Origin of the sequence: Desulfovibrio sp. DV (genome assembly GCF_001936595.1) — a bacterium.
In the GTDB taxonomy this organism is placed as follows: Bacteria; Desulfobacterota; Desulfovibrionia; order Desulfovibrionales; family Desulfovibrionaceae; genus Solidesulfovibrio.
Window position 1 is genome coordinate 1 of sequence record NZ_MLBG01000049.1, and the last position, 21,649, is coordinate 21,649.

Sequence of the window (21,649 nt, forward strand, 5' to 3'; positions counted from 1 at the left end):
CCTGGAACTGGGCCTATGCCGGGTCGGTGGAACGGCTGGCCGGCATCGAGGTGCCCGAGCGCGCCGAGTACATCCGGGTGGCGGTCACGGAACTCAACCGCATAAGCTCCCACCTGCTCTGGTGGGGGGCCTATCTGCTCGACCTCGGGGCCTTTACCCCCATCATGTACGCCTTCGATGACCGGGAGTTCCTCCTGGACATCCTGCAGGCCGTCACCGGCTCGCGCCTGACCTATTCCTACTTCACCTTCGGCGGCGTCTACAGCGATGTGCCCGACGACTTCGCACCCCGCTGCCTGGCCTTTGTCCGGCAGCTGCGCTCGCGCCTGCCCATGTACCGCGATCTGGTGACGGACAACGTCATCCTGCGCGGCCGCTGCGAAGGCATCGGCGAGATGGATGTGGAACTGGCCCGGCGTTATGGGGCCACCGGCCCGGTCATCCGCGGCTCCGGCGCGCCGGTCGATACCCGTCGGGCCGAACCCTACGGCGTCTACGGCCGCTTTGAGTTCCCCATCCCGACCTATCCCCAGGGTGACGCCATGGCCCGGTACATGGTGCGCATGGACGAGCTGGAAACGAGCTGCTCGATCATCGAGCAGGCCGTGACCAACCTGCCGGAGGGACCCATCACGGCCAAGGTGCCAAAGACCATAAAGCCCCCCAAGGGCGAGGCCTGCTACGCCGTCGAAGGCGCGCGCGGCAAGATCCTCGTCCATGTGCGCAGTGACGGTGGTCCCAAGCCCTACCGGGTGAAGCTTCGCGCCCCGGGCTTTTCCAACCTGAGTGTGTTCTGCGAACTGGCCAGGGGCACGCTCCTGGCTGATGCCGTGTCCATCCTGGGCAGTCTGGACCTTGTTATCCCGGAGATCGACCGATGACCCCCGATCTTATGAGCTTCGACCATCCCCTGACGCGGCTCGTCATTGGGCTGTTGTGCGTGTTCGCCTTCGTGGGTTTAAACGGACTGGTTCTGGTCTGGGTCGAGCGCAAGGTGGCCGGCTTTGTGCAGCTGCGCCCGGGGCCGCTCCACGTCGGTCCGTACGGCCTGCTGCAACCCATCGTTGATGCGGTCAAACTGATTGGCAAACAGCTGTCCATGCCTGACGGCGCCGACCGCTACCTCTACTGGGCAGCGCCGCTTCTGGCCTTTGCCCCGGTGACGGTCTGCTTCCTGCCGCTGCCCTTTGGCCCTGATCTGGCCCCCATGCGGCTCAATACCGGGTTGGTCCTTATCCTGGCCTTTTCGGGCCTTGGGGTGCTGTCGCTGATCCTGGCCGGCTGGGGTTCCAACAACAAGTGGGGCTTACTCGGCGCGGCCCGGGCCGTGGCCCAGTCTGTTGCCTACGAGGTGCCGCTTTTGCTCTCCGTCATGGCCGTGGCCCTGACCGCCGGGTCCCTCGATCTCTATGAGATCACGGCCCAGCAGGGCGGCTGGCCCTGGCAGTGGTACGGTGTGAAAAACCCGCTGGCCTTTTTCATCTTCCTGGTCTGCGCCGTGGCCGAGACCAACCGCGCCCCCTTTGACCTGCCCGAAGCCGAATCCGAGCTGACGGCCGGCTTCCACACGGAATACTCGGGCATGGGATTCGGCCTGTTCTTCCTGGCCGAGTACGCCAACATGATCGTGGTTTCCGGCGTTGCCGCGGCGCTCTTTCTGGGCGGCTGGCAGGGACCGTTTTTGCCGGGCATCATGTGGTTTCTGGTCAAGGTCTACGCCATTTTGCTCCTTATGATCTGGATGCGTTGGACGTTCCCCCGCGTGCGTTTCGACCAACTGCTCAACCTCAGCTGGAAGTGGCTCACCCCCCTGGCCCTGATCGATCTGGTGCTGGTGGTGATCGTGGCCGGATTTGGAGGCTGACATGACCGTGTCTGCGCTGTTTCAGGAGGCCTACACCGGGCTTAAAAGCCTGGTGATCGGCCTTGGCATTACGGGAAAAGCCTTTTGCCAGCCCGGTGTCACGGTGATTTATCCCAAGGAAGAAGTGGACAATCTGTCCACCTTCCGGGGCCATGTGGAGCTTATCGGCAAGGACGAGGATCCGGCCGTGCCGCGCTGCGTGGCCTGCGGGGCCTGCGTCAAGGCCTGTCCGTCCAACTGCCTGACCATCCTGTGCCCGGTGCCGGCCAAGGAAGGCGAGGAGGGCGGTCCCGTGGTCATGGGGCCGGCACCGCAAAAAGGCAGCAAGACGCCCGGGGCCGTGATCGTGGATTTCTCGTTGTGCAGCCTATGCGGCCAATGCGCCAAGGCCTGCCCGGTGGATTCCCTGCAGTTTTCCGACAACCCCTACATGGTGCGCCTGGATCGCCGGGAGTTTCAGATCGACCTGCTGGCCAGGCTTCGCCGGCTGGCCGAACAAGACTAACGCTGCTTGCTCCTTCGACGCTGCAATCCACCCTGCCGCGTTGCAGTGTCGAAGATACGCCCGGCACCCTCCCGGGCTCCTCAAGGTCCCTGGCTGTATGGCCGGGGGCCTTGTTTTTGGTCTGGTGCGGCACTGTCCGGGGCAGGGGGGAGGCTTGTTCCGGCACGGCCAGCGGCACCTGGGACACGGCCGAGCGGCAGTGGCGAATAGTTGTGAAAGCGGCTGCGGCCGGGCTCTGGCCCCCCCCTCGCCGGGTGGTCTGGCACTTGGCGGATGGCCCGCCGGGCGCGCCGCATCGGGGGGGACAGGTTTGGCCTCAAGGACATCCTCGGTGACAGAACCGCGGTGGGCAGCACGGTCTCTTGCGGCGTCTTTCATCCGCTGAACACGGACAAAGCGATCCCCTCGATGGCGAAGCCACGTTTCTCGACTTCAGGATTTCTCTTCCGTGTAATCGAGAGGCAGTTTGGGGAAAGTAACCGTAATGGTCGTTGCGTCATGCTCTGAGCAATCAAGGGTGATATCGCCGTTTTGGGCTTTGGCCATGAGCATTGCGGAATATGTTCCGATCCCTGCACCGTGTTTTTTATCTGCGGTGACAAACTTATTGAAAAATACGTCGCGTATTCTTTCGGGTACTTCACCGGTGTTTCTTATTTTCACGGTGCAATATGAATTCGTATCCAGGGTAATGTGTATTTCTGATAGATTGTGAGAAGCCTCAATGGCATTTGCCAATAAATTGTTGAGAATGTTGAATGTGAGAACTTCGTTGCCGTAAATATGAAATCCATCATCTTGAATGTCTGTCTGGTTTGGTAGTTCGATTGTAAAATATAATTTTTTTGAATTTGAAGTCGTTTCATGTAACGCCATTATTGAGTGTAGGATTTCAAGCACATCTATTTTTGTTGCTTCGACATTGTATTTACCGTTCTCGACATTTTGCAGGGCCAGATTCATATCGAATAAATTGACTAATCTTGTCGCGGAGGTCTTCATTCTGTTAATGATATCTCTCTGGACTTCATTTAAATTATTGCTGTCCAGGAGTATGTTGGGGGCTATTGCCAAGGATGCCAGCGAACTTCTGGAGTCGTGGTGAATTATGTGTTCGATGTCTTCTTTTGATCGTATCTTGTCTTGAATTTCAAAAATTTCAGCGGATAAATTTTCTATTTTTTCGAGGAGTTCTTTCTCATTTTCTGAGTGCTCTTTCTTGGAAACAAAGAGTTGAGATTTTAGTGATTCAGTTAATGCCTGTGATGTTTGGAGCTCAGTGCGAAGATGTTTGTTGATTTGGTCTTTAATTTCATTAGTATCCATTTCAAACTCCTTCTACTTCCTGCAATGATATGCTTGGATTTCAGGCAGATACTGCTGTGCGTGTTTTTAATCCAATGCCTATGGAATATACCCTGGAATGGTTAGCCGTGTCCATGCCCGCGATGGTTGTTTTGAGGGAAGTGCAAACAAATGGAAAGGCCAGGCATTGCAACCCTGTCCTCCGGGAGGGAGTTCCGTTGTGATGCGGGTCAAGTCAGTCAAATGGTGCTAGGCCATCCTCAAGATTGAGGCCCCATACCCCCATTCAGGGCGCAAGGCCCAGGTGGGGGCCGGCTACAGGGGCCGGTTGGGTGTCTTTCTTCTCGCCAGAGTTCGTCCCCGCGAGTTCGCTTGGCCTGCATCGACAGGCAGCGCGAGCGGGGTAGATTGGTCTGGGCGGTGGAAACCGGGGAATGTTCTTTTCAATGGTAGAGAGGCCGGCGATGCGGCTAACGCGGGAATCGTTTCCCGCCGCCCAGGTCAAAAAAAGCGAACTGGCAGTGCCTCTTGAAGATCAAGGCAAGGTGGGCGCCGGGGTCGTAGCTGTCGGGCAGACCGGGCTGGAGTGGAGGTGTTAGCTGTTGCACAACGTGAAGGAAGGGGTTAGTTTCAATTATCCAATGCTCTAAGCAATAAGAGGGGCTATTATTGTTTAAATACATTGTTTTAGCAGGGGCATGCCTCAGTATCTCCATTGTAGTTGTAGCTTTTTCGAAATCCCCACTAAAGTATATCATGAGGGATTTGTTCTCAAAAGAAATGCCTTTGGAAACGGTCAAAGACGTCGACCTCGGTCGGTATCAGGGCGTTTGGTATTCGGTGTATGAGTACTATGCTTGGTTTCAAGCTGGATGCAAGTGCACGAGAGCCGAATATTCTCTTGCAGATAACGGAAAAGTTGAGGTTAAAAATTCATGCTACCGAAATGGTGCTCTTGTTGTGGCTACTGCGATTGCTTGGCCTATCAATGAAGGGGATAATTCAAAGCTCTATGTCCAGTTCAAGGCTCCTTTCAAGGGTAAATACTATATTTTATCAATAGACGAGGGTTACCAGCATGCCTTGGTTGGAACGCCAGACAGGAATTATCTATGGATTCTTTCACGGGAAAAGACCATTGATGCAAATACGTTTAATGAATTTGAATTAAAAGCAAATAGTCTGGGATTCGATTGCTCGCGTTTGTTGGATGTCAATCAGGAGTGCACTGCCCCGGATTAAATTGCAGCAGAATTGATATTCTGGGTGGGTCTGAAGTCGAAGTATTAATTAGCCGGTTTTGGCCTCGTTTGTTTCAATCAAATCAAGCCGCGATTGACCAATAGAAGCCCCCAAAACAGTTCTCAACCACCAACGGACCGGAGTCTGTAATGACAAATGCTCAGGATTTAAAAGCCTACTTTGAGGAAGTCAAAGGATTTGGCGTGTTGTCTACATCAAATATGTCTGGAGATGTGAATGCCGCAGTGTATTCTCGGCCACACGGTATGGATGACGGCTCGTTAGCCATAATTATGGATGATCGGCTCAGCCATAAAAATGTTCTTGAAAATGCAAAGGCACATTTCTTGTTCATGGAAACCGGCCCTGGATACAAAGGCAAGCGGCTTTCCCTGACGATGCTGCGCGAGGAGGAAGATACAGAGCTTCTTCAGGACCTCTGCCGTCGCTGCCATCCCAAAGAGCTGGCAAAGGAACAATCCAAGCGGTTCTTGGTATTCTTCCGTATTGATAAGGAATTGCCGTTAATCGGAGTGAATCAAACAACAAACGACTAGGTGTTTCACGGTCTCTTCGGGGACTCGAGATGCGTTTGCATTACTTGGACAAAAGGGATGCATCCACGCACTCGGATTTTGACCACCGCCGCCCTTTTACTCTTGAACAAGTGCCCGGGTGGGATGGCGATGGGAGGCGGGCGGGGTGATTGGGGACGTGGGTTGGCGGGGGGGGGCGATAAATTTGTGATCCGAGCGTCGGTTGACGATTGAGGCGACGCGGGATTCGCATCCAAGGTCTACAAAAGCGAAAAGCCGTCCAGTTTTGGACGGCTTTTCTTTATGAATCGAAATGTCTGGCGGAGAGGGAGGGATTCGAACCCTCGAACAGGATTTACTCCCGTTACCCGCTTAGCAGGCGAGCGCCTTCGGCCAGCTCGGCCACCTCTCCGCAAAAAGGCGAAATAGACGGTTGCTCGGCCGAGGTCAAGAAAAAAAGCTGGACAACATGCACTTCCTGCCGTTTCCGCTCTTTACAGGGGGCCGGCCCCGCGCATATGTTCACCTTTCGTCTTAACGAGCCCCCTCAAAAGGAGTCCAGGGCATGAAAAAGTTTGCGCGTATGGAGCGCCTTCCCCCATACGTTTTTGCCACCGTCAACGAGCTGAAAATGCAGATGCGGCGGCGAAACGAAGATGTCATCGACCTCGGCATGGGCAACCCGGACCTGCCCACGCCCCCCCATATCGTTGAAAAGCTGGTCGAGGCCGCCCAAAAGGCCGCAAACCATCGGTACTCCGCATCCCGGGGCATCAAGGGTCTGCGAAATGCCGTTTCCGGCTGGTACAAGCGCCGTTTCGACGTGGACATCGACCCCGAAACCGAAGCCGTGGTCACCATGGGAGCCAAGGAAGGCCTGGCCCACTTGGCCCTGGTCATGCTTTCCCCGGGCGACGTCGTCTTCGCCACCGACCCGGCCTATCCCATCCATCCGTACTCCTGCATCATTGCCGGGGCCGATGTGCGGCGCATCCCCATCAGCTCCGACCGCGACTTCTTTGAGGATCTGCTGGCCGCCACCAAACAGACCTGGCCCCAGCCCAAGCTGCTCATTATCTCCTATCCGCACAATCCGACGACGGTGACGGCGGATGTCCCGTTTTTTGAGCGCATCGTGGAGTTCTGCAAAGAACACGACATGATGGTCATCCACGACTTCGCCTACGCCGACTTTGGCTTTGACGGCTACCAGCCGCCAAGCTTCCTCCAGGCCAAGGGGGCCAAGGATGTCGGCGTCGAGTTCTTCTCGCTGACCAAGAGCTATTCCATGGCCGGCTGGCGCGTCGGGTTTTGCTGCGGCAATCCCGAGATGGTCCACGCCCTGACCCGCATCAAGAGCTATCTGGACTACGGCATCTTCCAGCCCATCCAGATTGCCGCCACGGTGGCCTTAAACGGCCCCCAGGAGTGCGTGCGCGAGATCATGGACGTGCACCAGGAACGCCGCGACACCTTGATTGAAGGTCTGGCCCGGGCCGGCTGGGACGTGCCGGCTCCCAGGTCCACCATGTTCGTGTGGGCCAAAATCCCTGAGCCCTTTGAGCATCTCAAGTCTGTGGAGTTTTCCAAGCTCCTGTTGCGCGAAGGCGGCGTGGCCGTGTCGCCGGGACTGGGATTTGGGCACTTTGGCGACAACTACGTGCGCTTTGCCCTGGTGGAAAACCGCCACCGCATCAATCAGGCCGTTCGCGGCATAAAAAAGGCGCTGTCCGGATGAACGAAGCACTCGCCGCCCCCGTTCGTATTGGACTGGCCGGACTCGGGACTGTCGGGTCCGGCCTCGTGGCCGTATTGCAGCAAAACGCCGAGTGGATCAGCGCCCGGCTTGGCCGTGCCGTCACCGTCAAAACGGTGCTCGTGCGCGATCCGGCCAAGCCCCGGGCCGTGACCCTTGGCCCCGAGGTCGCGATCACCACCGATGCCGAGGCCCTGGTCACCGACCCGGACATCGACATCGTGGTCGAGCTCATGGGCGGCATTGATGCGGCCTTTGCGCTCATCCACAAGGCGCTCTCGGCCGGCAAGCATGTGGTCACGGCCAACAAGGCCCTTTTGGCCAAGCGTGGCCCCGAGCTCTTCGCCCTGGCCGCCGACAAGGGCCTGGGGCTTTACTATGAGGCCAGTTGCGCCGGAGCCGTGCCCATTGTCGAGACGCTCAAGTCGTCCCTGGCCGGCAACCGCATCAAGAGCATCATCGGCATCTTAAACGGCACGGCCAATTACATTCTCTCCAGCATGAGCGAAAAAGGCCTGCCCTTTGCCACGGCGCTCAAAAAGGCCCAGGACCTGGGCTATGCCGAGGCTGATCCGACGCTGGACATCCAGGGCTATGATGCGGCGCATAAGCTCATTGTGCTCATCCGGCTGGCCTACGGCCGCAATCTGCCTCTGGAGACGCTGCCGGTCGAAGGCATCACCGCCGTCACCCCGGAGGACATCCGCTTTGCCCGGGAGTTCGGCTACGCCATAAAGCTCATCGGGCAGGTCCGCGACCTGGACGGCCGTCTGGCCGCCGGAGTGTGGCCCATGCTCGTCCACGAGGATTTCCTTTTGGCCAGCGTCAAGGGGGCTTTTAATGCCGTGCGCGTCGAGGGCGACGCTTCCGGCCCCATCATGCTCCATGGCAAGGGAGCCGGCGATCTGCCCACGGCCAGCGCTGTTCTGGCCGACATCCTGGCCCTGGCCCGGGAAGGCATGATCCCCAACAACACCGGGTTTCGCACCGAACCGCTGCCCGAGGCCGAACTGGTCGATCCCGACGATTTCGTCAGCCCGCATTACATCCACTTCACGGTCAAGGATCAGCCAGGGGTCATGGCTGCCATCTCCCAGTCCATGGGCGAGCATGGCGTGTCCATCCGCCAGGCCGTGCAGAAGGGCGAACCCGAGGACGGCTACGTGTCCATTGTATTCCTGACCCACGAGGCCCCCAACCGGGCCATCACCGGCGTGTTGACCGACACCGGGGCCATGGCCTTTATCAAACCCGGCACTGTCCATTTCCGGGTCCTGTAGCAACACCAACGGTCAGCGGCCGAGTTTCTGCCGCCCCGTTAAAAGTTTTTTGAAGAGAGTCCAGAGAGAAACTTTTTTTCAAAAAAGTTTCTCTCTGGCCGCCGGAGGCATCTTCCCTCATGTCCATGTCTATCTCCTCTCCCTCCCCCAAGCTCATCTTCCTCATCGCCGATGGCATGGGCGATCTGCCGGTTCCCGCTTTGGGCGGGCGAACGCCCATGGAAGCGGCCGAGACGCCGGCCATGGACCGGCTGGCCCGGCTTGGCCGGGTCGGCCTTTGCCGTACCGTGCCGACCGGCATGGCTCCCGGGTCGGATGTGGCCAACATGTCGCTTTTGGGTTTTGACCCGGCCAGCCACCACACCGGGCGCGGCCCCATTGAGGCGGCGGCCCTGGGGCTGGCGCTCGATGCCGACGACGTGGTTTTCCGGCTCAACACCGTGACGGTGAGCGAATTTGCCGAGTCCGGGCTTATGCGTGACTACAGCGCCGGGCATATCGACACGGCGGTGTCCACGGAGCTGGTTAAAAAGCTTGGCGAATCGTGCCTGCCGGCCGGCTACGAACTGCATCCCGGCGTGCAGTACCGCCATCTGCTGGTGGCCAAGGGGGCGGCCGGGCGGGAAGAGGCGACGGTTTTCGTCCGTCCGCCCCATGACATCACCGACCAGGGCCTTGCCCCGGATCTGGCCGAGCTTCGGCGTGTGCCGGCCTTGTGGGAGTTTGTGACCTGCGCCGCCCGGACGCTTGCCGGCAGCGGCAACGGCAGCAAGGCCAACGCCGTGTGGCCCTGGGGCCAGGGCCGGGCGCTGACCTTGCCGGCCTTTGCCGCGTCCTTCGGGCTTCGGGGTGGGGTGGTTTCGGCGGTCGATCTGGTCAAGGGCCTGGGCCGGGCTGCCGGCATGGACGTCCTGGAGGTGCCCGGAGCCACGGGACTTCTTGAGACCAACTACGAAGGCAAGGTCGCAGCCGCGCTCGAATTTCTGAAAAGAGGCGACTTCGTGTTCGTCCATGTCGAGGCCCCGGACGAATGCGGCCATGGCGGCGATGCTGCGGCCAAGACCGAGGCCATCGCCCGGTTCGACGCCCGGGTGGTGGTCCCCATGCTCGACGCCCTGGGGGATCGGGCCGCCTTTCTCGTCGCCTGCGACCACCCCACGCCCATTGCCATCCGCACCCACACCAGCGACCCGGTGCCGTTTGTGTTCTGGAAGCAGGGCATCGCGGCCAACGGCGCGAGCGCCTTTAGCGAACAGGCAGCCGCCGGGACCGGCCTTGTCGTCGAACCCGGACATACGCTGTTGCCCCAAGCTGCTGCCTGGGCCAGGGGCTGAGACTGCCGTGGCCGTCATCCTCAAGCCCGAGGACTTCCCAACGCCGGACACGTGGCTTGGGCTCACCGTGTCCTACGGCGAGACCGACCGCATGGGCTATGCCTATTACGGCCATTATCCTCACTGGTTTGAACAGGCCAGGGGGCGGTTTATCCGCGAGCGGGGCATGAGCTACGCCGAAGTGGAAACGCGCGGCGTCTGGCTGCCGGTCCGCGACATGGCCGTGCGCTACGTGCGGCCCGCCCGCTATGACGAGGACATAACCGTCCGGGTGGCTGTTGCCGCCTGGGGCCGGGCCTCGGTCACCTTTGTCTATCAGGTCTTCGGCCCGCCGGAGGCGGCAACGCTTCTGGCTGCCGGCGAGACCGTGCACGCCTGCACGTCCACCGATGGGCGGCCCATGGCCGTTCCGGATTGGCTGCGCGGCCTTTTTTCAGCCTAACCCTTCCTCCCTTTTCTCGCAGTATCTCCTATGTTTATAGATATCCATACGCACGCCTATCATCCGAAAATCGCGGACAAGGTCCTGGCCCAGCTTGAGAACCACTACGGCATCGCCCCGGTCGGCACCGGCCAGATTGACGATCTGCTGGCCCGGGCCAAGCGGGCCGGCCTTGACCGGGTGGTGGTCCACAACGCGGCCACGTCCCCGGCCCAGGTGGTCCCGGCCAACAACTGGGCCATTGCCATCCACCGGGAACACGCCGAAATATTGAGCTTCGGGACGCTGCATCCGGATTATCCCGGGTTTGAGCGGGAACTTGACCGGCTGTGGCGAAACGGCATCAAGGGCATCAAGTTCCACGCCGATTTCCAGGGGTTTCGGCTGGACGACCGCAAGTTGTGGCCGATTTTCGAGGCCCTTTCCGGCCGTTTTGTCGTCATGCTCCACGTCGGCGACCGCCTGCCCCCGGATGAGAACAACTCCTGCCCGGCCAAGGTGGCGGCCATCCTGCGGGATTTCCCCGATCTGACCGTCATTGCCGCCCATATGGGCGGGTATCTCCACTGGCAGTATGCCGTGGAGCACCTTGTCGGCAAAAATGTCTACATTGACACGTCCAGCACCCTGGCTTTCATCGACGACGACACCTTGCAGCGCATTTTTACCGGCCATCCCCGGGACCGCATCCTTTTTGGCAGTGATTACCCACTGTTCGATCCCGGCGATGAGATCGTGCGCCTGCGAAAACGGTTGTCCCTGCGCGACGCCGAGCTGGAACAGATCCTCTCCTGTGGAACCGCATTATTTCGGTAACAAAAATGAGCATTGACTTGGCCGTGGCCGCATGCTCGAAGGGACGAGGCCGGTGATTGAGAGTGCTTTTCAGTAAAGCGCCGGCCCCAAGGAGTCTTTTCCGATGAGCATTCGTGCCCAGATACTCGGTTCGCTTGGTATTCTTTTCCTTGTCGTCCTCCTGATGTTCGGGGCCACCTGGTCCATTACCAGCCAGCAGAAATCGGATGGCCTGGTCATCAATCTGGCCGGCCGGCAACGGATGGAGGTGCAACGAATCGCCAAGGATGTCCTGGCCTATGCCCACCAGACCGCCGCTGCCGGGTCCCTGGCGGCAGACGTTCGCAAGCACCTCGCCGCCTTCACCGCCACCCAGACCCTGCTGGCCAGGGGCGGGACCTACGCCAACGGCAAGACCTTTACCATCGCCCCCCCCAGTCCGGAGGTGGCGGCTCTTCTGGATGCGGCCGGCCGCTTGGCCAAGCCCTTCGAAGTTGAGGTGGAAGCCCTTTTGGCCAAGGCCGAAGGGAGTTCGGCGGAGCGCCTCGTCGCCGCTTCCGAAACCCTGGTGGCTGCCCAGGACAAGGCCGTAGCCCGGCTCCAGGCCGAGACCGAAGACGACGTGGCCACGCTCATGACCATTCAGGCCGGGGGCATGGGACTGTGCGCCCTGGTCTTTTTCGGGGTGCTTTTCATGCTCGGCCGCACCCTGCAACAGCCTTTGTCCCGACTTTTGGCCTATGCCGATGCTGTGGCCGGCGGCAATCTCAAGGCTGTGGCTGCCGGCAGCTATCCCTCGGAGCTGCTTGCCCTGCGCGATGCCCTGGCCCGCATGGTGGCCTCTCTTGAGGCCAAAGTGGTCGAGGTTGGGGAAAAAAGCCGGGAAGCCGAGGGCCATGCCGCCGAAGCCGACCGTGCGCTGGCTGCGGCCAGGGAGCAGGAAGGCCGCAGCGCCGAACTGCTTTCCCGCCTCAATGAGGGAGCCGGCAAGGCCCGGGCCATCTCCGACGGCGTCATGGAACAGTCGGCCGGCCTGCTTGGCCAGGTCGGGCAGGTGGGCCGGGGAGCGCAGCATCAGCGCGACCGCATGATGGATACGGCCACGGCCATGGAAGAGATGAACGCCACGGTGCTTGAAGTGGCCCGAAACGCCTCCAGTGCCGCCACCAGCGCCGCCGAGGCCAAGGATAAGGCCGTCATCGGGGCGCGTGGCGTCCGCTCGGCCGTGGAATCCATCGAATCCATCCGCCAGCGCATCCTGGAGCTCAAGGAATCCATGACCCGTCTTGGCCAGCAGGCCGACAGCATCGGGCATATCATGAACGTCATCTCCGACATCGCCGACCAGACCAACCTCCTGGCCCTAAATGCCGCCATCGAGGCGGCCCGGGCCGGGGACGCCGGCCGGGGCTTTGCCGTGGTGGCCGACGAAGTGCGCAAGCTGGCTGAAAAGACCATGACCGCCACCAAAGAGGTCGGCGACGCCGTGGTCTCCATCCAGGGACAGGCCCGGGAAAATATCAGCGCTGTCGAATCCGCCGCCGTCGGCATTGAGGAAAGCACCCGGGCGGCTGCCGATTCCGGCCGCTTCATGGACGAGATCGTCGGCATCGTCGAGGCCACCTCCGCCCAGGTGGAATCCATAGCCACGGCTTCCGAGCAGCAGTCTGCCACTTCCGAGGAAATCAACCGGGCGGTGGAAGAGGTCAACGGCATCGCCAGGGAAACAGCCGAGGGCACAGACCGCGCCACCGAAGCCCTGTCCGCCATGACCGAACTGCTCTACGACCTCGATGCCGTCATCCGCCAGATGACCGGCGATACCTCGTCGCCGGTGCGTTCCCTGGCTTCCCGGCCGCATCAGGGCACAACGGCCAAGGCGCTGCCAGCGGCGCGCCCGGCTCCGGCCAAGGCCCTGGCCGCTTCCCGGCCGGCAGCCAGGGCGCTGGCAACGTCCCGGCCGGCTGCGGCCAAAGCCCTGCCAGCGGCCAAGGCCCGGCCGGCCCCCGTCCTGCTGCCGCTTCCAAAGCGTTGCCCGCCCCGGTCGCCAAACCGGCCGGCAATGGCTCCGGTGGTTCTTGCTCCATCGGCGGCAGTCTGTTGCAGTGGGATGAGTCCCTGGCCACGGGCTTAAGCGAAGTTGACCGCCAGCATCAGGTGCTGGTCGGCATGATCTGCGACCTGCACGAAGCCATGCGCTCGGGCAAGGGCAAGGCCCAGCTCGAGGCCATCCTCAGCGAGCTGGAAAATTACGCCGTGGATCATTTCGGCTACGAAGAAAAGCTCATGGAACAGTACAAGTATCCGGGCTATCTCAACCATCGCAAGGAGCACGTCGCCTTTGTGGACAAGGTCATCGCCTTTGGCAACGACTTCCGGGAAAACCGCGCGGCGCTCACCACCGAGGTCATGAACTTCCTGAAAAACTGGCTGGTCGGCCACATCAAGGGCACGGACCAGAAGTATGCGCCGTTTTTTATTGAACGCGGCGTCAACTAACCAGCCGGCAAGAACGTAAAAGCCCGCAGCGCCATGGCGCTGCGGGCTTTTTTTGGGCGCTTTGTCAGCGGGGCAGGGCGGTCGATTCCCGGTGCAGGCCGTCGATAAGCGCGGCCAGCCGCGAGGCCGACTCCGACAGGTTTTCCAGTTCCGCCTCGGCCTCGGCCATGCCCTGGGCCGTTTCCTCGGCAATGAGGCTGATGTCGGCCAGGGCGCGGTTGATCTCTTCCGAGGCCGTGGCCTGCTGCTGCGAGGCGGCGGCAATGGAGCGCACCTCTTCGGTGGTCGTCTCGGCCATGGCCACGATGTGGCGCAGGGACTGGCCGGCGTTTTCAGCCAGTCGGGTGGTATCGGCCACGGCCGTGCCGGCCGCGTCCATGCCGGCCATGTTGTCGCGCACGCCGCTGTCGATGGCCGCCACCACCGAGGCCACTTCGCTGGTGGCCTGCATGGTCTTTTCGGCCAGCTTGCGCACCTCGTCGGCCACCACGGCAAAGCCCCGGCCGGCATCCCCGGCCCGGGCCGCCTCGATGGCGGCATTTAGGGCCAGCAGGTTGGTCTGGTCGGCGATGTCGGAGATGACGCCCAGGATGCTGGAGATGCCCTTGGCCCGTTCGCCCAGGGCGTCCAGACTGGTTTTCAGGCCGGCAGACAGCTGGCGCACCCGGTCGATGGAACGGGCCACCTCGTCGGTTGCGGCCAGTCCCTCCCGCGCACCCTCCCGGGCTGCCCGGGCGCTCTCGGAGGCGCGATCGGCGTTTTGGGCCACTTCGGCCACGGTGGCGTTCATTTCCTCCATGGCCGTGGCCGTGTCGGCCGTTCGTTCATGCTGGCGGGTGGTGCCGCGATTGACCTGGGCCACGCGGTCGGTGAGGGCATTGCCGGCCCGGGCCACGGCGTCGGCCAGATCCTCAAGCCGCCCGGCCGCTTCGGCCAGCCCTTCCAGGCGGGCCCGCTCGGCCTGTCCCACGGCCTCCTCGGCCGCCCGGCGGTGGCGTTCAGCCTCCTCGGACTTGGCCTCGGCGGCGGCTTTCTGGGCCTCGACTTCGGTAAAAGAGGCGCGCAATTTTTCCGCCATATCGGCCATGGCTGCCATGACGCCGCAATCATGGCCTTTGGCTGTGCAAATCACGCGCACGGCCTCGAACCGGCCGGCCGCGACATCCCGGGCCACGTCCGCCACTTCCCAGGGTTCGGCTCCGAGCTGGCGTCGGATGCTGCGCGACACCAGCCAGGCCGAGAGGATGCCAACACCCAGGGAAAGGGCCAGCAGGATGTATTGCAGGCGCAAATCCCGGCTCAGCGCGTCCACCATGGCGGCGATCTCTTTGTCGGCGGTGTCGAACTGTCCGACTTTGAGCGGATTGATGCGCGCATCCAGGGCTTCGGTGCGGGCGTCAAAATCGCCCATGAGGGCATTGCCCGCTTCCCGCCCGTCTTTGACATAGGCCTTGGCCATGCGCACGCCGGTCTCGTACATGGCCTCAAAATCCTGCGCTACGGCCGCGATTTCCGTCAGCAGCGCCCGATTCTGGGTCCGCTCGGCCAGGGCTTTGAATTTATCCACACCGCTGCGGAAGCTGGCGGCCGCTTTGGTCGCTTCGGCAAAACCGTCGTCTTCTCCCGTGGCCGAGACATCGGTGAGCCATTGCTGCACATTGACGGCCATGAACTGCATCCGGGCGGCCTCGTCGGCCAGGGGCAGGCTCTGGGCGCGCATGAGCTGCGCCCGATCCTTTACGCCGGCCGTGGAAAAGGTCATGACTAGCGCCCCGGTGGTCATGGCCGCCAGCACGAGGCCAAAACCGAGTCCCAGGCGAGCCGTGATGGAGAGCTTCATGGAAACCGCCTTGATTGGTTGAGGTTGCCGCCTTGGCAGTTTGCAAGCCGCCATGGCTGTGGTCCCCGGGCAAGGGGTTTTCAGGAGTCTTACAGACCGGGAAGGGGCTGGGTCAAGACAATGGCGAGAACGATTTCCTTTGGCAGGCGCGGCGGGCAGAGCGTCGATCTGTTCGTCCCGACCTTTGACGCGCCGGTGCATGTCACGGCCCGTATCGCTGAAGGCCGTGCCCCGGCGGTGGTCCTGCTGCATGGCCTGGGTGATTCGCGCCTGGCTTTCGAGGATGCCTTTGCCACCCGGTATCTGGCCGGGGCCAGCCTCATCGTCCCGGACATGGCCGGGCACGGCGGCTCCCCCACCGCCCTGGACTATTCCATGGAGGCCGCCACCCGTCGCGTGCGCGACGTGCTGGTGTATCTGGGCGAGCACCAGGGCCTGCGTCCGAGCCGGCTGTATCTCGTCGGCCATTCCGTGGGCGGCATCCCGGCCATCCTCTATTGCCGCGATGCCGCACCGGGCGAGGTGGCCGGGCTGGTGTTGGCCGAAGCCTCGGTGACCCGCTTTGGGGCGTTTATTTCCGCCCATGCCGAGGCGGCCCGGCTGTCCGGCCGCTTTGACGAGTGGTACGGCGAGTTTCGGGAGCAGACCATTTTCCGCGACTATCTCGGCCGCTTTCCCTTTTGCCGGCACTACTACGCCTCCCTGCGCTTTTGCCGGGAAGAGGCCTTTTTGCAGACCGTCATGGCCGTTCGCCGCACGGCCCGGTCCCTGCCCGGCAAATGGAGCCACGCCGCCGGCGAGGCGCTTTGCGGCCTGACCATCCCCAAGCTCTATGCCTATGGCCGGGATGTGGCCCCGGAAACCCTGGCCTTTCTCGGCGAACACGACATCCCCACCCGGCCTTTTCCGACCGACTGCCATTTCCTCATGCAGGCCATGCCCGGCGAGTTCTACAGTATGCTCGGGGAGTTCTGCGGTCCCTAATGTCGCGATTTTTTCAACAATGCGGTGTATTGATTATAGATCGGGATGATGCCCGGGAGCGGCCGGAGTCCGCCTTCCGGGAGTTCAAGGACCCGCCCCGGGGATGGCGCTTGCCTCCGCGCCTGGAGGGAGGCACACTGCATGGCAATCAAGCGGTTGTCCGACCCTCCCAGGAGACGCCATGGATGCCTTCCACTTCGCCCTGACCCCGGATGAGAAGCACTACCTCAAGGAACTGGTCCGGCTCGTCATCGTCGCCCGGCTGGCCGGGCGCGAGGCGTCCCTGCCGCCGCCGCCGACCGACGTGCTTCGCCGCCCGTTCGGCGCGTTCGTCACCCTGACCATAAACGGCCGCCTGCGTGGCTGCATCGGCCATATCGTGGGCGACCGGCCGCTTCATGAGACCATTGCCGGCATGGCCGAGGCCGCAGCCTTTGGCGATCCACGCTTCCCGCCCCTGTCGCGCCGGGAGTTTGAGAACGTGGCCATCGAGATATCCATCTTAAGTCCCCTGAGCCCCTGTCCGGACCCGGCCCTGGTGACCGTTGGCCGCCATGGCCTGCTGGTGCGCCAGGGGAGCCGTTCCGGCCTGCTCCTGCCCCAGGTGCCGGTGGAGTGGGGCTGGGACCGGGAGACGTTCCTGGACCAGACCTGCCACAAGGCCGGCTTGGCGCCGGGCTGCTGGAAGGACCCGAAGACGACGCTTTTCTGGTTCGAGGCGGAAGTTTTTTAACAGGCCGGTGCCGGGGCGTGTGCGAGAAGAGAAAGAGTGCCTCCGGCGGCCAAAGGGCAGTGCCCTTTGGAAACCCACAAGGGGTGCGTGTGGTCTGACTAGGCGCGCCGGCAAGTCGACGCGCGGAAGTTGCGCAAGAAAAGACGAAAAGGGGCCGGGGTCGTGACCGTTGGTGTTTGCGCTTGACTGGGGACACCGTTGCTCTGGCGGCCGGGATGATCCCCCGGACCCCTGCAAAGGGGAAGATTGTTAAGGGGGCCAAGGGGATGGCGTTGCCGCGACAGCGGCAGGGAGCGGGAACAAGACATTCCGTTCTTGAGCCATGCCGCCGAGGGTGTTCCCGTTGCTTTGGCGACGAGGGAAAAGGCCCCGGAAGGTGGTGCCGGCGTTGTTTACCCGGCTGCAGCCGGACGAAGAATTTCCGAAATATGGGCAAATTTCCTGTCGGATGATTCCTCTTTTTTGGGAATAGCCGGCACGGTCCAACAATCGTCCGATTGACCCTTTGAAATTATTCCCTTTTTTATTGTCGCGTGGTTGGCACGATACTGGCTTTCTCACAGCGTCAGATGTGGGAACGACGCTTGCGACAGACAACCAGGGAGATGGACATGAAACGCCTGCTGCTCATTGCTGCCATCGCTTTTTTGGGTGCCACCAGTTACATGGCTGATCCTCCGGCGCTGCCGGCCAGGGAGGCCGAGACGGCCGGAGAGATGCCGAAGATGACGGCTGCAGCCCAAAGCGAGGTGGTCCGGTTGGCCGAGGCGAGTCTGTCCCTGCGCCGCCTGGAGGTTCCCCAGGATGCTGCCTATGCCGGTCCGCGTCCGGAGACGCTTTTCGGCAGAAAATAGTTTTGGGAGGGCAGGCTGCAACGGAGGGTGCGTTGCAGCATCGAGGGGATGCCTTGGCATCCCCTCTTTTATGTGGCCGCCAGGCCTGGAGCCGGGTTGCAGGCCAGGAAGGGACAAAAGGCCAGGGCGGCAGCGGTCAGCCGGGTGTCGCGCCCGGTCCCCTCATACAGGGCCAGGGGCGGTTCGAGGACAAGTCCCGGGCCGCCGTTTTTGCGGGCGGCCAGGAGCATCTGCCGGGCCGGCGCGCCGGCGCGCGGGCTTAGGGGCAGGATGCGCTTGATCTCCAGGCGACAGGCGGCCAGGGCGGCGGCCACGTGGGTCAGGCGTTCGGCCAGATGGATGCAGGCGAACATCCCCGTGTTGGCCAGGAGATAGGACGCGGCCGCGGCGAAATCCGGCAGGCTGCCGTCCACCTCAAACCGGGCCGCATCCCGGGCTTCCCCGGCCGGCCGGCGTCCCGAAGCCGGGTCGCGGTAGGGCGGATTGCACAGGATGAGATCGCAGGACTCCGGGCCGGGGTGCACGGCCTCGCGGATGGCCCGGACATCGACGAGGCCGGCCGTAAACCGTCCGGCCAGTCCCAGGGCACTCGCGTTTTGTTCGGCCGCCGCCACCATGGCCGGGTCCTTGTCCAGTCCAAGCATCGTAGCGCCCGGATCGGCTGCGGCCAGGAGCCAGCCCAGGCCGGCCGCGCCGCAGCCCGTGCCGAGATCGACGGCCCGGGTCCCCGGCAGGGCGGCGGCAAAGGCGGCCAGGAGCAAGGCGTCGCTGCCGAAGCGGAAGCCGCCTTCGGGCTGGGCAAGGCCGCGCGGAAACGCCGCCCGCGCCGTCCGGCCCAGGTCATATTCTTGAAGTTCGTCCATGGAACCCCTTGAAAAACTTCTCCCATTTGGGTCGCCGGGGGCATCTTCCCCTTCCCCCTTTGTGTACCACCCGCATGGTGTGATCAGTGTCCGCCGGCATCGGTCTTTCGCGCCCGCAGGTTGAGCAGCTCGACAAGCAGGGAAAAGGCCATGGCAAAATAGATGTAGCCCCGGTCGATGTGCCGGCCCAGGCCCTCGGCCACCAGGAACACGCCGATGAGGATCAAAAACGACAGAGCCAGCATCTGTATGGTGGGATGGCGCGACACGAAATGGCTGATGACGTCGGCGAAGAGCATCATGACCAGGACCGCCGCCACCACTGCCGCCACCATGACCACGATCTCCCCGGACATGCCCACAGCCGTGATGACCGAATCCAGGGAAAAGATGATGTCCAGGATGGCAATCTGGGTCACGGCGGCGGCAAAGCCCCGGACCTTGCGGCCGACGTGTTCCGTCCCCTTGTCCGGCTCGATCTTTTCGTGAATCTCGAAGGTGGATTTGGCGATGAGAAAGAGGCCCCCGGCCAAAAGCACGATGTCGCGGCCGGTGACCACATGGCCAAGCACGGCAAAGATCGGCGCGGTCAGTCCCATGACCCAGGTGATGCCTAAAAGGAGCAGGATGCGGGTGCCCATGGCCAAAAGCAGGCCGATCTTTCGGGCCTTGGATTGCACTTCGGCCGGCAGGGCATTGGAAATGATGGCGATAAAGACGATGTTGTCGATGCCAAGGACGATTTCCAGGGCCGACAGCGTCAGGAAGGCGATCAGATTTTCGACGGTGAAAAGGGCCATGCCGGCTTCTCCTCGGACTCGCTGCGTTTTAAGGGCGACAGCCGCCCCGGGTTGCTTGCCGGATCATCGAGCCGGGGACCGGCAGACACCGTCCGGGCGTCGGCCAGGGCGTGCCGCCCGCCGCCCGTCCAAGACAAACCCGTCCCGGCCGGCGGAGCTATCCCGGCCGCCCCTCCGTTATAAAGAATGGTACCGATTGTACAGGGACCGGGTGACCGGCCCGTGTCCAATGTGTATCAGCCGGCCCTGGCCACGGGCAATTCATCCCAGTCCGTGGTGTAGCGCGGGGAACGTTTCTCCTGGCGCATGGCCCAGGGTCTGGTGATGCCGCAGGCGGCCGGGGCCAGGGTGTCTTGGCCCCATTTGGCATTGACGGCGTCCAGGGCGGCCATGAGGCGCTCGTTGCGGGCGGCTTCGGGAGCCGGGGCGTCCAGGAGCGAGAGTTGGCGGCCGGCCCGGGACTCCAGGCCAAGAAGAATCACCCCGGCTTTTTTGTAGCGCCAGCCCGGGCGGAAGAGGCCGCCAAGGGCCTGTGTGGCCAGACTGATCAGCGTGGCGGTGTGGTCGGTCGGGGCGGGCGGCGCGGCAAAGGCGCTACCGGCGTAGGGCGGCCGGCCCGAGGCGTCGGCATAGGTCTGCACGTACACTTGCATCCCGGAAGCCAGCAGGCCGCGGTGCCGCAGTTTGGCCGCCACCCGCGACACATACTCGGCCAGGGCCTCGGCCAGCTCGTCCTTCGTCGTCACTGCCCGGCCAAACGAGCGGGAGGACATGAGCGTTTTCGGAGCCGGCGGGGCCTTGTCCAGATCGATGCAGGAAAAGCCGCGCAGCTCAAGCTGGGTATGCACGCCCTGGACGGTCATGCGTTTTCGCACAAACTCCCGGGGCAGGTCGCGAAAGGCCCGGGCCGACAGGACGCCACGCCCGGCCAGCATGGCACCGTGGCGTCGGCCGATGCCCCAGACGTCTTCCACCGGCACGCTTGCCAGGAGCGCGTCCGGATCGGGATGGGCCGAAAAATCCAGGACTCCGCCGCAGTCCGGGTGTTTCTTGGCCGCCCGGTTGGCCAGCTTGGCCAGGGTTTTGGTCGGGCCGATGCCGACGGAGACCGGGATGCCGGTCCAGCGTACCACCGTCTCCCGGATGCGCCGGGCCTGCTTGGCCGCTCCGCCGGGCAGGCCGGTCAGGTCGAGGAAGGCCTCGTCGATGGAATAGACCTCCATGGCCGGGGTGAACCGGGACAGGGTGGCCATGACCCGGGCCGACATGTCGCCGTAGAGGGCGTAGTTGGAGGAAAAGACCGCGATGCCGTGGCGGGCGAAGAGCTCCCGGCACTGAAAGGCCGGCTGGCCCATGGGGACGCCAAGGGCCTTGGCTTCGGCCGAGCGGGCAATGATGCAGCCGTCGTTGTTGGACAGCACCACCACCGGCCGGCCGGCCAGATGCGGGGCGAACACCCGCTCGCAGGAGGCGTAGAAGTTGTTGCAGTCAACCAGGGCAAAGGCGGTCGCGGCCACGGCAGGCCTCAGGCTTTGTGGATGATGTAGGTGACCACGCCCCAGACCTCGAAGGAGGCTTCGGGGGAGACTTCCACGGCGGCGTAGTCGGGATTTTCCGGCACCAGGGAGAGCCGGCCGTCCTGGCAGCGCAGGCGCTTGACCGTCAGTTCGCCGTCCAGGGCGGCGATGACGATGTGGCCGTCCTTGGCCGCAACGGCCCGGTCCACCACCAGGATGTCGCCCGGGGCCACGTTGGCGTCGCGCATGGAATCGCCGGTGACGCGCACGAAAAAGGTGGCGGCCGGATGGCGCACCAGATGTTCGTTGAGGTCGAGCTTTTTGTCGATATAGTCTTCGGCCGGCGAGGGGAATCCGGCTGAAATCGGGGCCAGATAGAGCGGCAGTTTTAGCTCGGTGCGTTGCTCGAAAGCAAAGATTTCCAGTGAAGGGTGTCCCATCCGGCCACCCTAAAAGACTCCCGGCCCCCTGTCCAGGCCGGCGGTTTGGTCAGAGTGGCC

General features: G+C 62.5%; 21 protein-coding genes and 1 tRNA gene. 15 read left to right on the plus strand and 7 right to left on the minus strand.

Translation table 11 applies throughout. The annotated features are described in order from the left end of the window. The 3 genes from DVDV_RS11990 to DVDV_RS12000 form a co-directional block, all read left to right on the plus strand. The coding region (locus DVDV_RS11990; RefSeq protein ID WP_075354895.1) for an NADH-quinone oxidoreductase subunit D at window positions 1-881 on the plus strand (881 nt) is incomplete at its 5' end. Then, window positions 878-1,864 (plus strand): NADH-quinone oxidoreductase subunit NuoH, encoded by a 987-nt coding sequence (gene nuoH, locus DVDV_RS11995; protein WP_075354896.1) that lies wholly within the window; start codon window positions 878-880, stop codon window positions 1,862-1,864. The genes DVDV_RS11990 and nuoH, both read left to right, overlap by 4 nt. Before the next feature lies 1 nt (window position 1,865). Then, complete coding sequence (locus DVDV_RS12000; RefSeq protein ID WP_075354897.1) at window positions 1,866-2,369, plus strand: 4Fe-4S binding protein; 504 nt, start codon at window positions 1,866-1,868, stop codon at window positions 2,367-2,369. 432 nt (window positions 2,370-2,801) lie between these two features. Here DVDV_RS12000 and DVDV_RS12005 read toward each other — a convergent pair whose 3' ends face one another. Next, the gene (locus tag DVDV_RS12005) at window positions 2,802-3,695 is read right to left on the minus strand and encodes a sensor histidine kinase KdpD (RefSeq protein WP_075354898.1); all 894 of its coding nucleotides are present in this window, start codon (window positions 3,693-3,695) and stop codon (window positions 2,802-2,804) included. A gap of 648 nt (window positions 3,696-4,343) precedes the next feature. On the opposite strand from DVDV_RS12005, the gene DVDV_RS12010 reads away from it, so the two are divergent. Together DVDV_RS12010 and DVDV_RS12015 are read left to right on the plus strand one after the other, a co-directional pair. Further along, a complete protein-coding gene (locus DVDV_RS12010) occupies window positions 4,344-4,916 on the plus strand; it encodes a lipocalin family protein (protein WP_139311608.1) in 573 nt (190 codons plus the stop codon). A 149-nt stretch (window positions 4,917-5,065) separates the two neighbouring features. Beyond that, complete coding sequence (locus tag DVDV_RS12015; RefSeq protein ID WP_075354900.1) at window positions 5,066-5,473, plus strand: pyridoxamine 5'-phosphate oxidase family protein; 408 nt, start codon at window positions 5,066-5,068, stop codon at window positions 5,471-5,473. 297 nt (window positions 5,474-5,770) lie between these two features. On the opposite strand, the gene DVDV_RS12020 is transcribed toward DVDV_RS12015, so the two are convergent. Then, window positions 5,771-5,864, minus strand: a tRNA-Ser gene (locus DVDV_RS12020). A gap of 153 nt (window positions 5,865-6,017) precedes the next feature. Between DVDV_RS12020 and DVDV_RS12025 the strand changes: the two genes are divergently transcribed. The 7 genes from DVDV_RS12025 to DVDV_RS23405 all read left to right on the plus strand — a co-directional run bounded on the left by DVDV_RS12025 (window position 6,018) and on the right by DVDV_RS23405 (window position 13,558). Continuing rightward, on the plus strand, window positions 6,018-7,190 hold the full coding sequence (locus DVDV_RS12025) for an aminotransferase class I/II-fold pyridoxal phosphate-dependent enzyme (RefSeq protein ID WP_075354901.1): 1,173 nt from the start codon (window positions 6,018-6,020) through the stop codon (window positions 7,188-7,190). Further along, window positions 7,187-8,488 carry a homoserine dehydrogenase gene (locus DVDV_RS12030; protein ID WP_075354902.1) on the plus strand — a complete coding sequence of 434 codons (1,302 nt, stop codon included), beginning with the start codon at window positions 7,187-7,189 and terminating at the stop codon, window positions 8,486-8,488. Before DVDV_RS12025 ends, DVDV_RS12030 begins: the two co-directional genes overlap by 4 nt. A 119-nt stretch (window positions 8,489-8,607) precedes the next feature. Further along, window positions 8,608-9,822, plus strand: a complete 1,215-nt coding sequence (locus DVDV_RS12035) for a cofactor-independent phosphoglycerate mutase (RefSeq protein WP_075354903.1) — start codon at window positions 8,608-8,610, stop codon at window positions 9,820-9,822. A 7-nt stretch (window positions 9,823-9,829) separates the two neighbouring features. Beyond that, entirely contained in the window at window positions 9,830-10,264 is a 435-nt protein-coding gene (locus DVDV_RS12040; RefSeq protein ID WP_075354904.1) for a thioesterase family protein, read from the plus strand. Between the two features lie 30 nt (window positions 10,265-10,294). Then, the gene (locus tag DVDV_RS12045) at window positions 10,295-11,080 is read left to right on the plus strand and encodes an amidohydrolase family protein (protein ID WP_075354905.1); all 786 of its coding nucleotides are present in this window, start codon (window positions 10,295-10,297) and stop codon (window positions 11,078-11,080) included. Window positions 11,081-11,183: 103 nt separating this feature from the next. After that, window positions 11,184-13,193 carry a methyl-accepting chemotaxis protein gene (locus tag DVDV_RS12050; protein ID WP_139311609.1) on the plus strand — a complete coding sequence of 670 codons (2,010 nt, stop codon included), beginning with the start codon at window positions 11,184-11,186 and terminating at the stop codon, window positions 13,191-13,193. Continuing rightward, on the plus strand, window positions 13,160-13,558 hold the full coding sequence (locus DVDV_RS23405; protein ID WP_254845360.1) for a bacteriohemerythrin: 399 nt from the start codon (window positions 13,160-13,162) through the stop codon (window positions 13,556-13,558). Before DVDV_RS12050 ends, DVDV_RS23405 begins: the two co-directional genes overlap by 34 nt. 64 nt (window positions 13,559-13,622) lie before the next feature. Here the strand turns inward: DVDV_RS23405 and DVDV_RS12055 are convergent, their stop codons facing one another. After that, window positions 13,623-15,398, minus strand: coding sequence for a methyl-accepting chemotaxis protein (locus tag DVDV_RS12055; RefSeq protein WP_075354906.1), 1,776 nt, complete (start codon window positions 15,396-15,398; stop codon window positions 13,623-13,625). Between the two features lie 120 nt (window positions 15,399-15,518). Between DVDV_RS12055 and DVDV_RS12060 the strand changes: the two genes are divergently transcribed. The 3 genes from DVDV_RS12060 to DVDV_RS12070 all read left to right on the plus strand — a co-directional run bounded on the left by DVDV_RS12060 (window position 15,519) and on the right by DVDV_RS12070 (window position 17,969). Then, complete coding sequence (locus DVDV_RS12060; protein WP_075354907.1) at window positions 15,519-16,382, plus strand: alpha/beta fold hydrolase; 864 nt, start codon at window positions 15,519-15,521, stop codon at window positions 16,380-16,382. 181 nt (window positions 16,383-16,563) lie between these two features. Then, window positions 16,564-17,115: an AmmeMemoRadiSam system protein A gene (gene amrA, locus DVDV_RS12065; protein ID WP_075354908.1), complete on the plus strand. Its 552-nt coding sequence runs from the start codon at window positions 16,564-16,566 to the stop codon at window positions 17,113-17,115. A gap of 611 nt (window positions 17,116-17,726) precedes the next feature. Beyond that, window positions 17,727-17,969 (plus strand): hypothetical protein, encoded by a 243-nt coding sequence (locus DVDV_RS12070; protein ID WP_075354909.1) that lies wholly within the window; start codon window positions 17,727-17,729, stop codon window positions 17,967-17,969. Window positions 17,970-18,037: 68 nt separating this feature from the next. On the opposite strand, the gene DVDV_RS12075 is transcribed toward DVDV_RS12070, so the two are convergent. From DVDV_RS12075 to umuD, 4 genes are all read right to left on the minus strand, one after another. Next, the gene (locus tag DVDV_RS12075; protein WP_075354910.1) at window positions 18,038-18,832 is read right to left on the minus strand and encodes a tRNA1(Val) (adenine(37)-N6)-methyltransferase; all 795 of its coding nucleotides are present in this window, start codon (window positions 18,830-18,832) and stop codon (window positions 18,038-18,040) included. Between the two features lie 83 nt (window positions 18,833-18,915). Then, complete coding sequence (locus tag DVDV_RS12080) at window positions 18,916-19,632, minus strand: TerC family protein (RefSeq protein ID WP_075354911.1); 717 nt, start codon at window positions 19,630-19,632, stop codon at window positions 18,916-18,918. Between the two features lie 236 nt (window positions 19,633-19,868). Further along, complete coding sequence (locus DVDV_RS12085) at window positions 19,869-21,149, minus strand: Y-family DNA polymerase (RefSeq protein WP_075354912.1); 1,281 nt, start codon at window positions 21,147-21,149, stop codon at window positions 19,869-19,871. A gap of 8 nt (window positions 21,150-21,157) precedes the next feature. Continuing rightward, on the minus strand, window positions 21,158-21,589 hold the full coding sequence (gene umuD / locus DVDV_RS12090; RefSeq protein WP_075354913.1) for a translesion error-prone DNA polymerase V autoproteolytic subunit: 432 nt from the start codon (window positions 21,587-21,589) through the stop codon (window positions 21,158-21,160). Window positions 21,590-21,649: the final 60 nt, after the last annotated feature.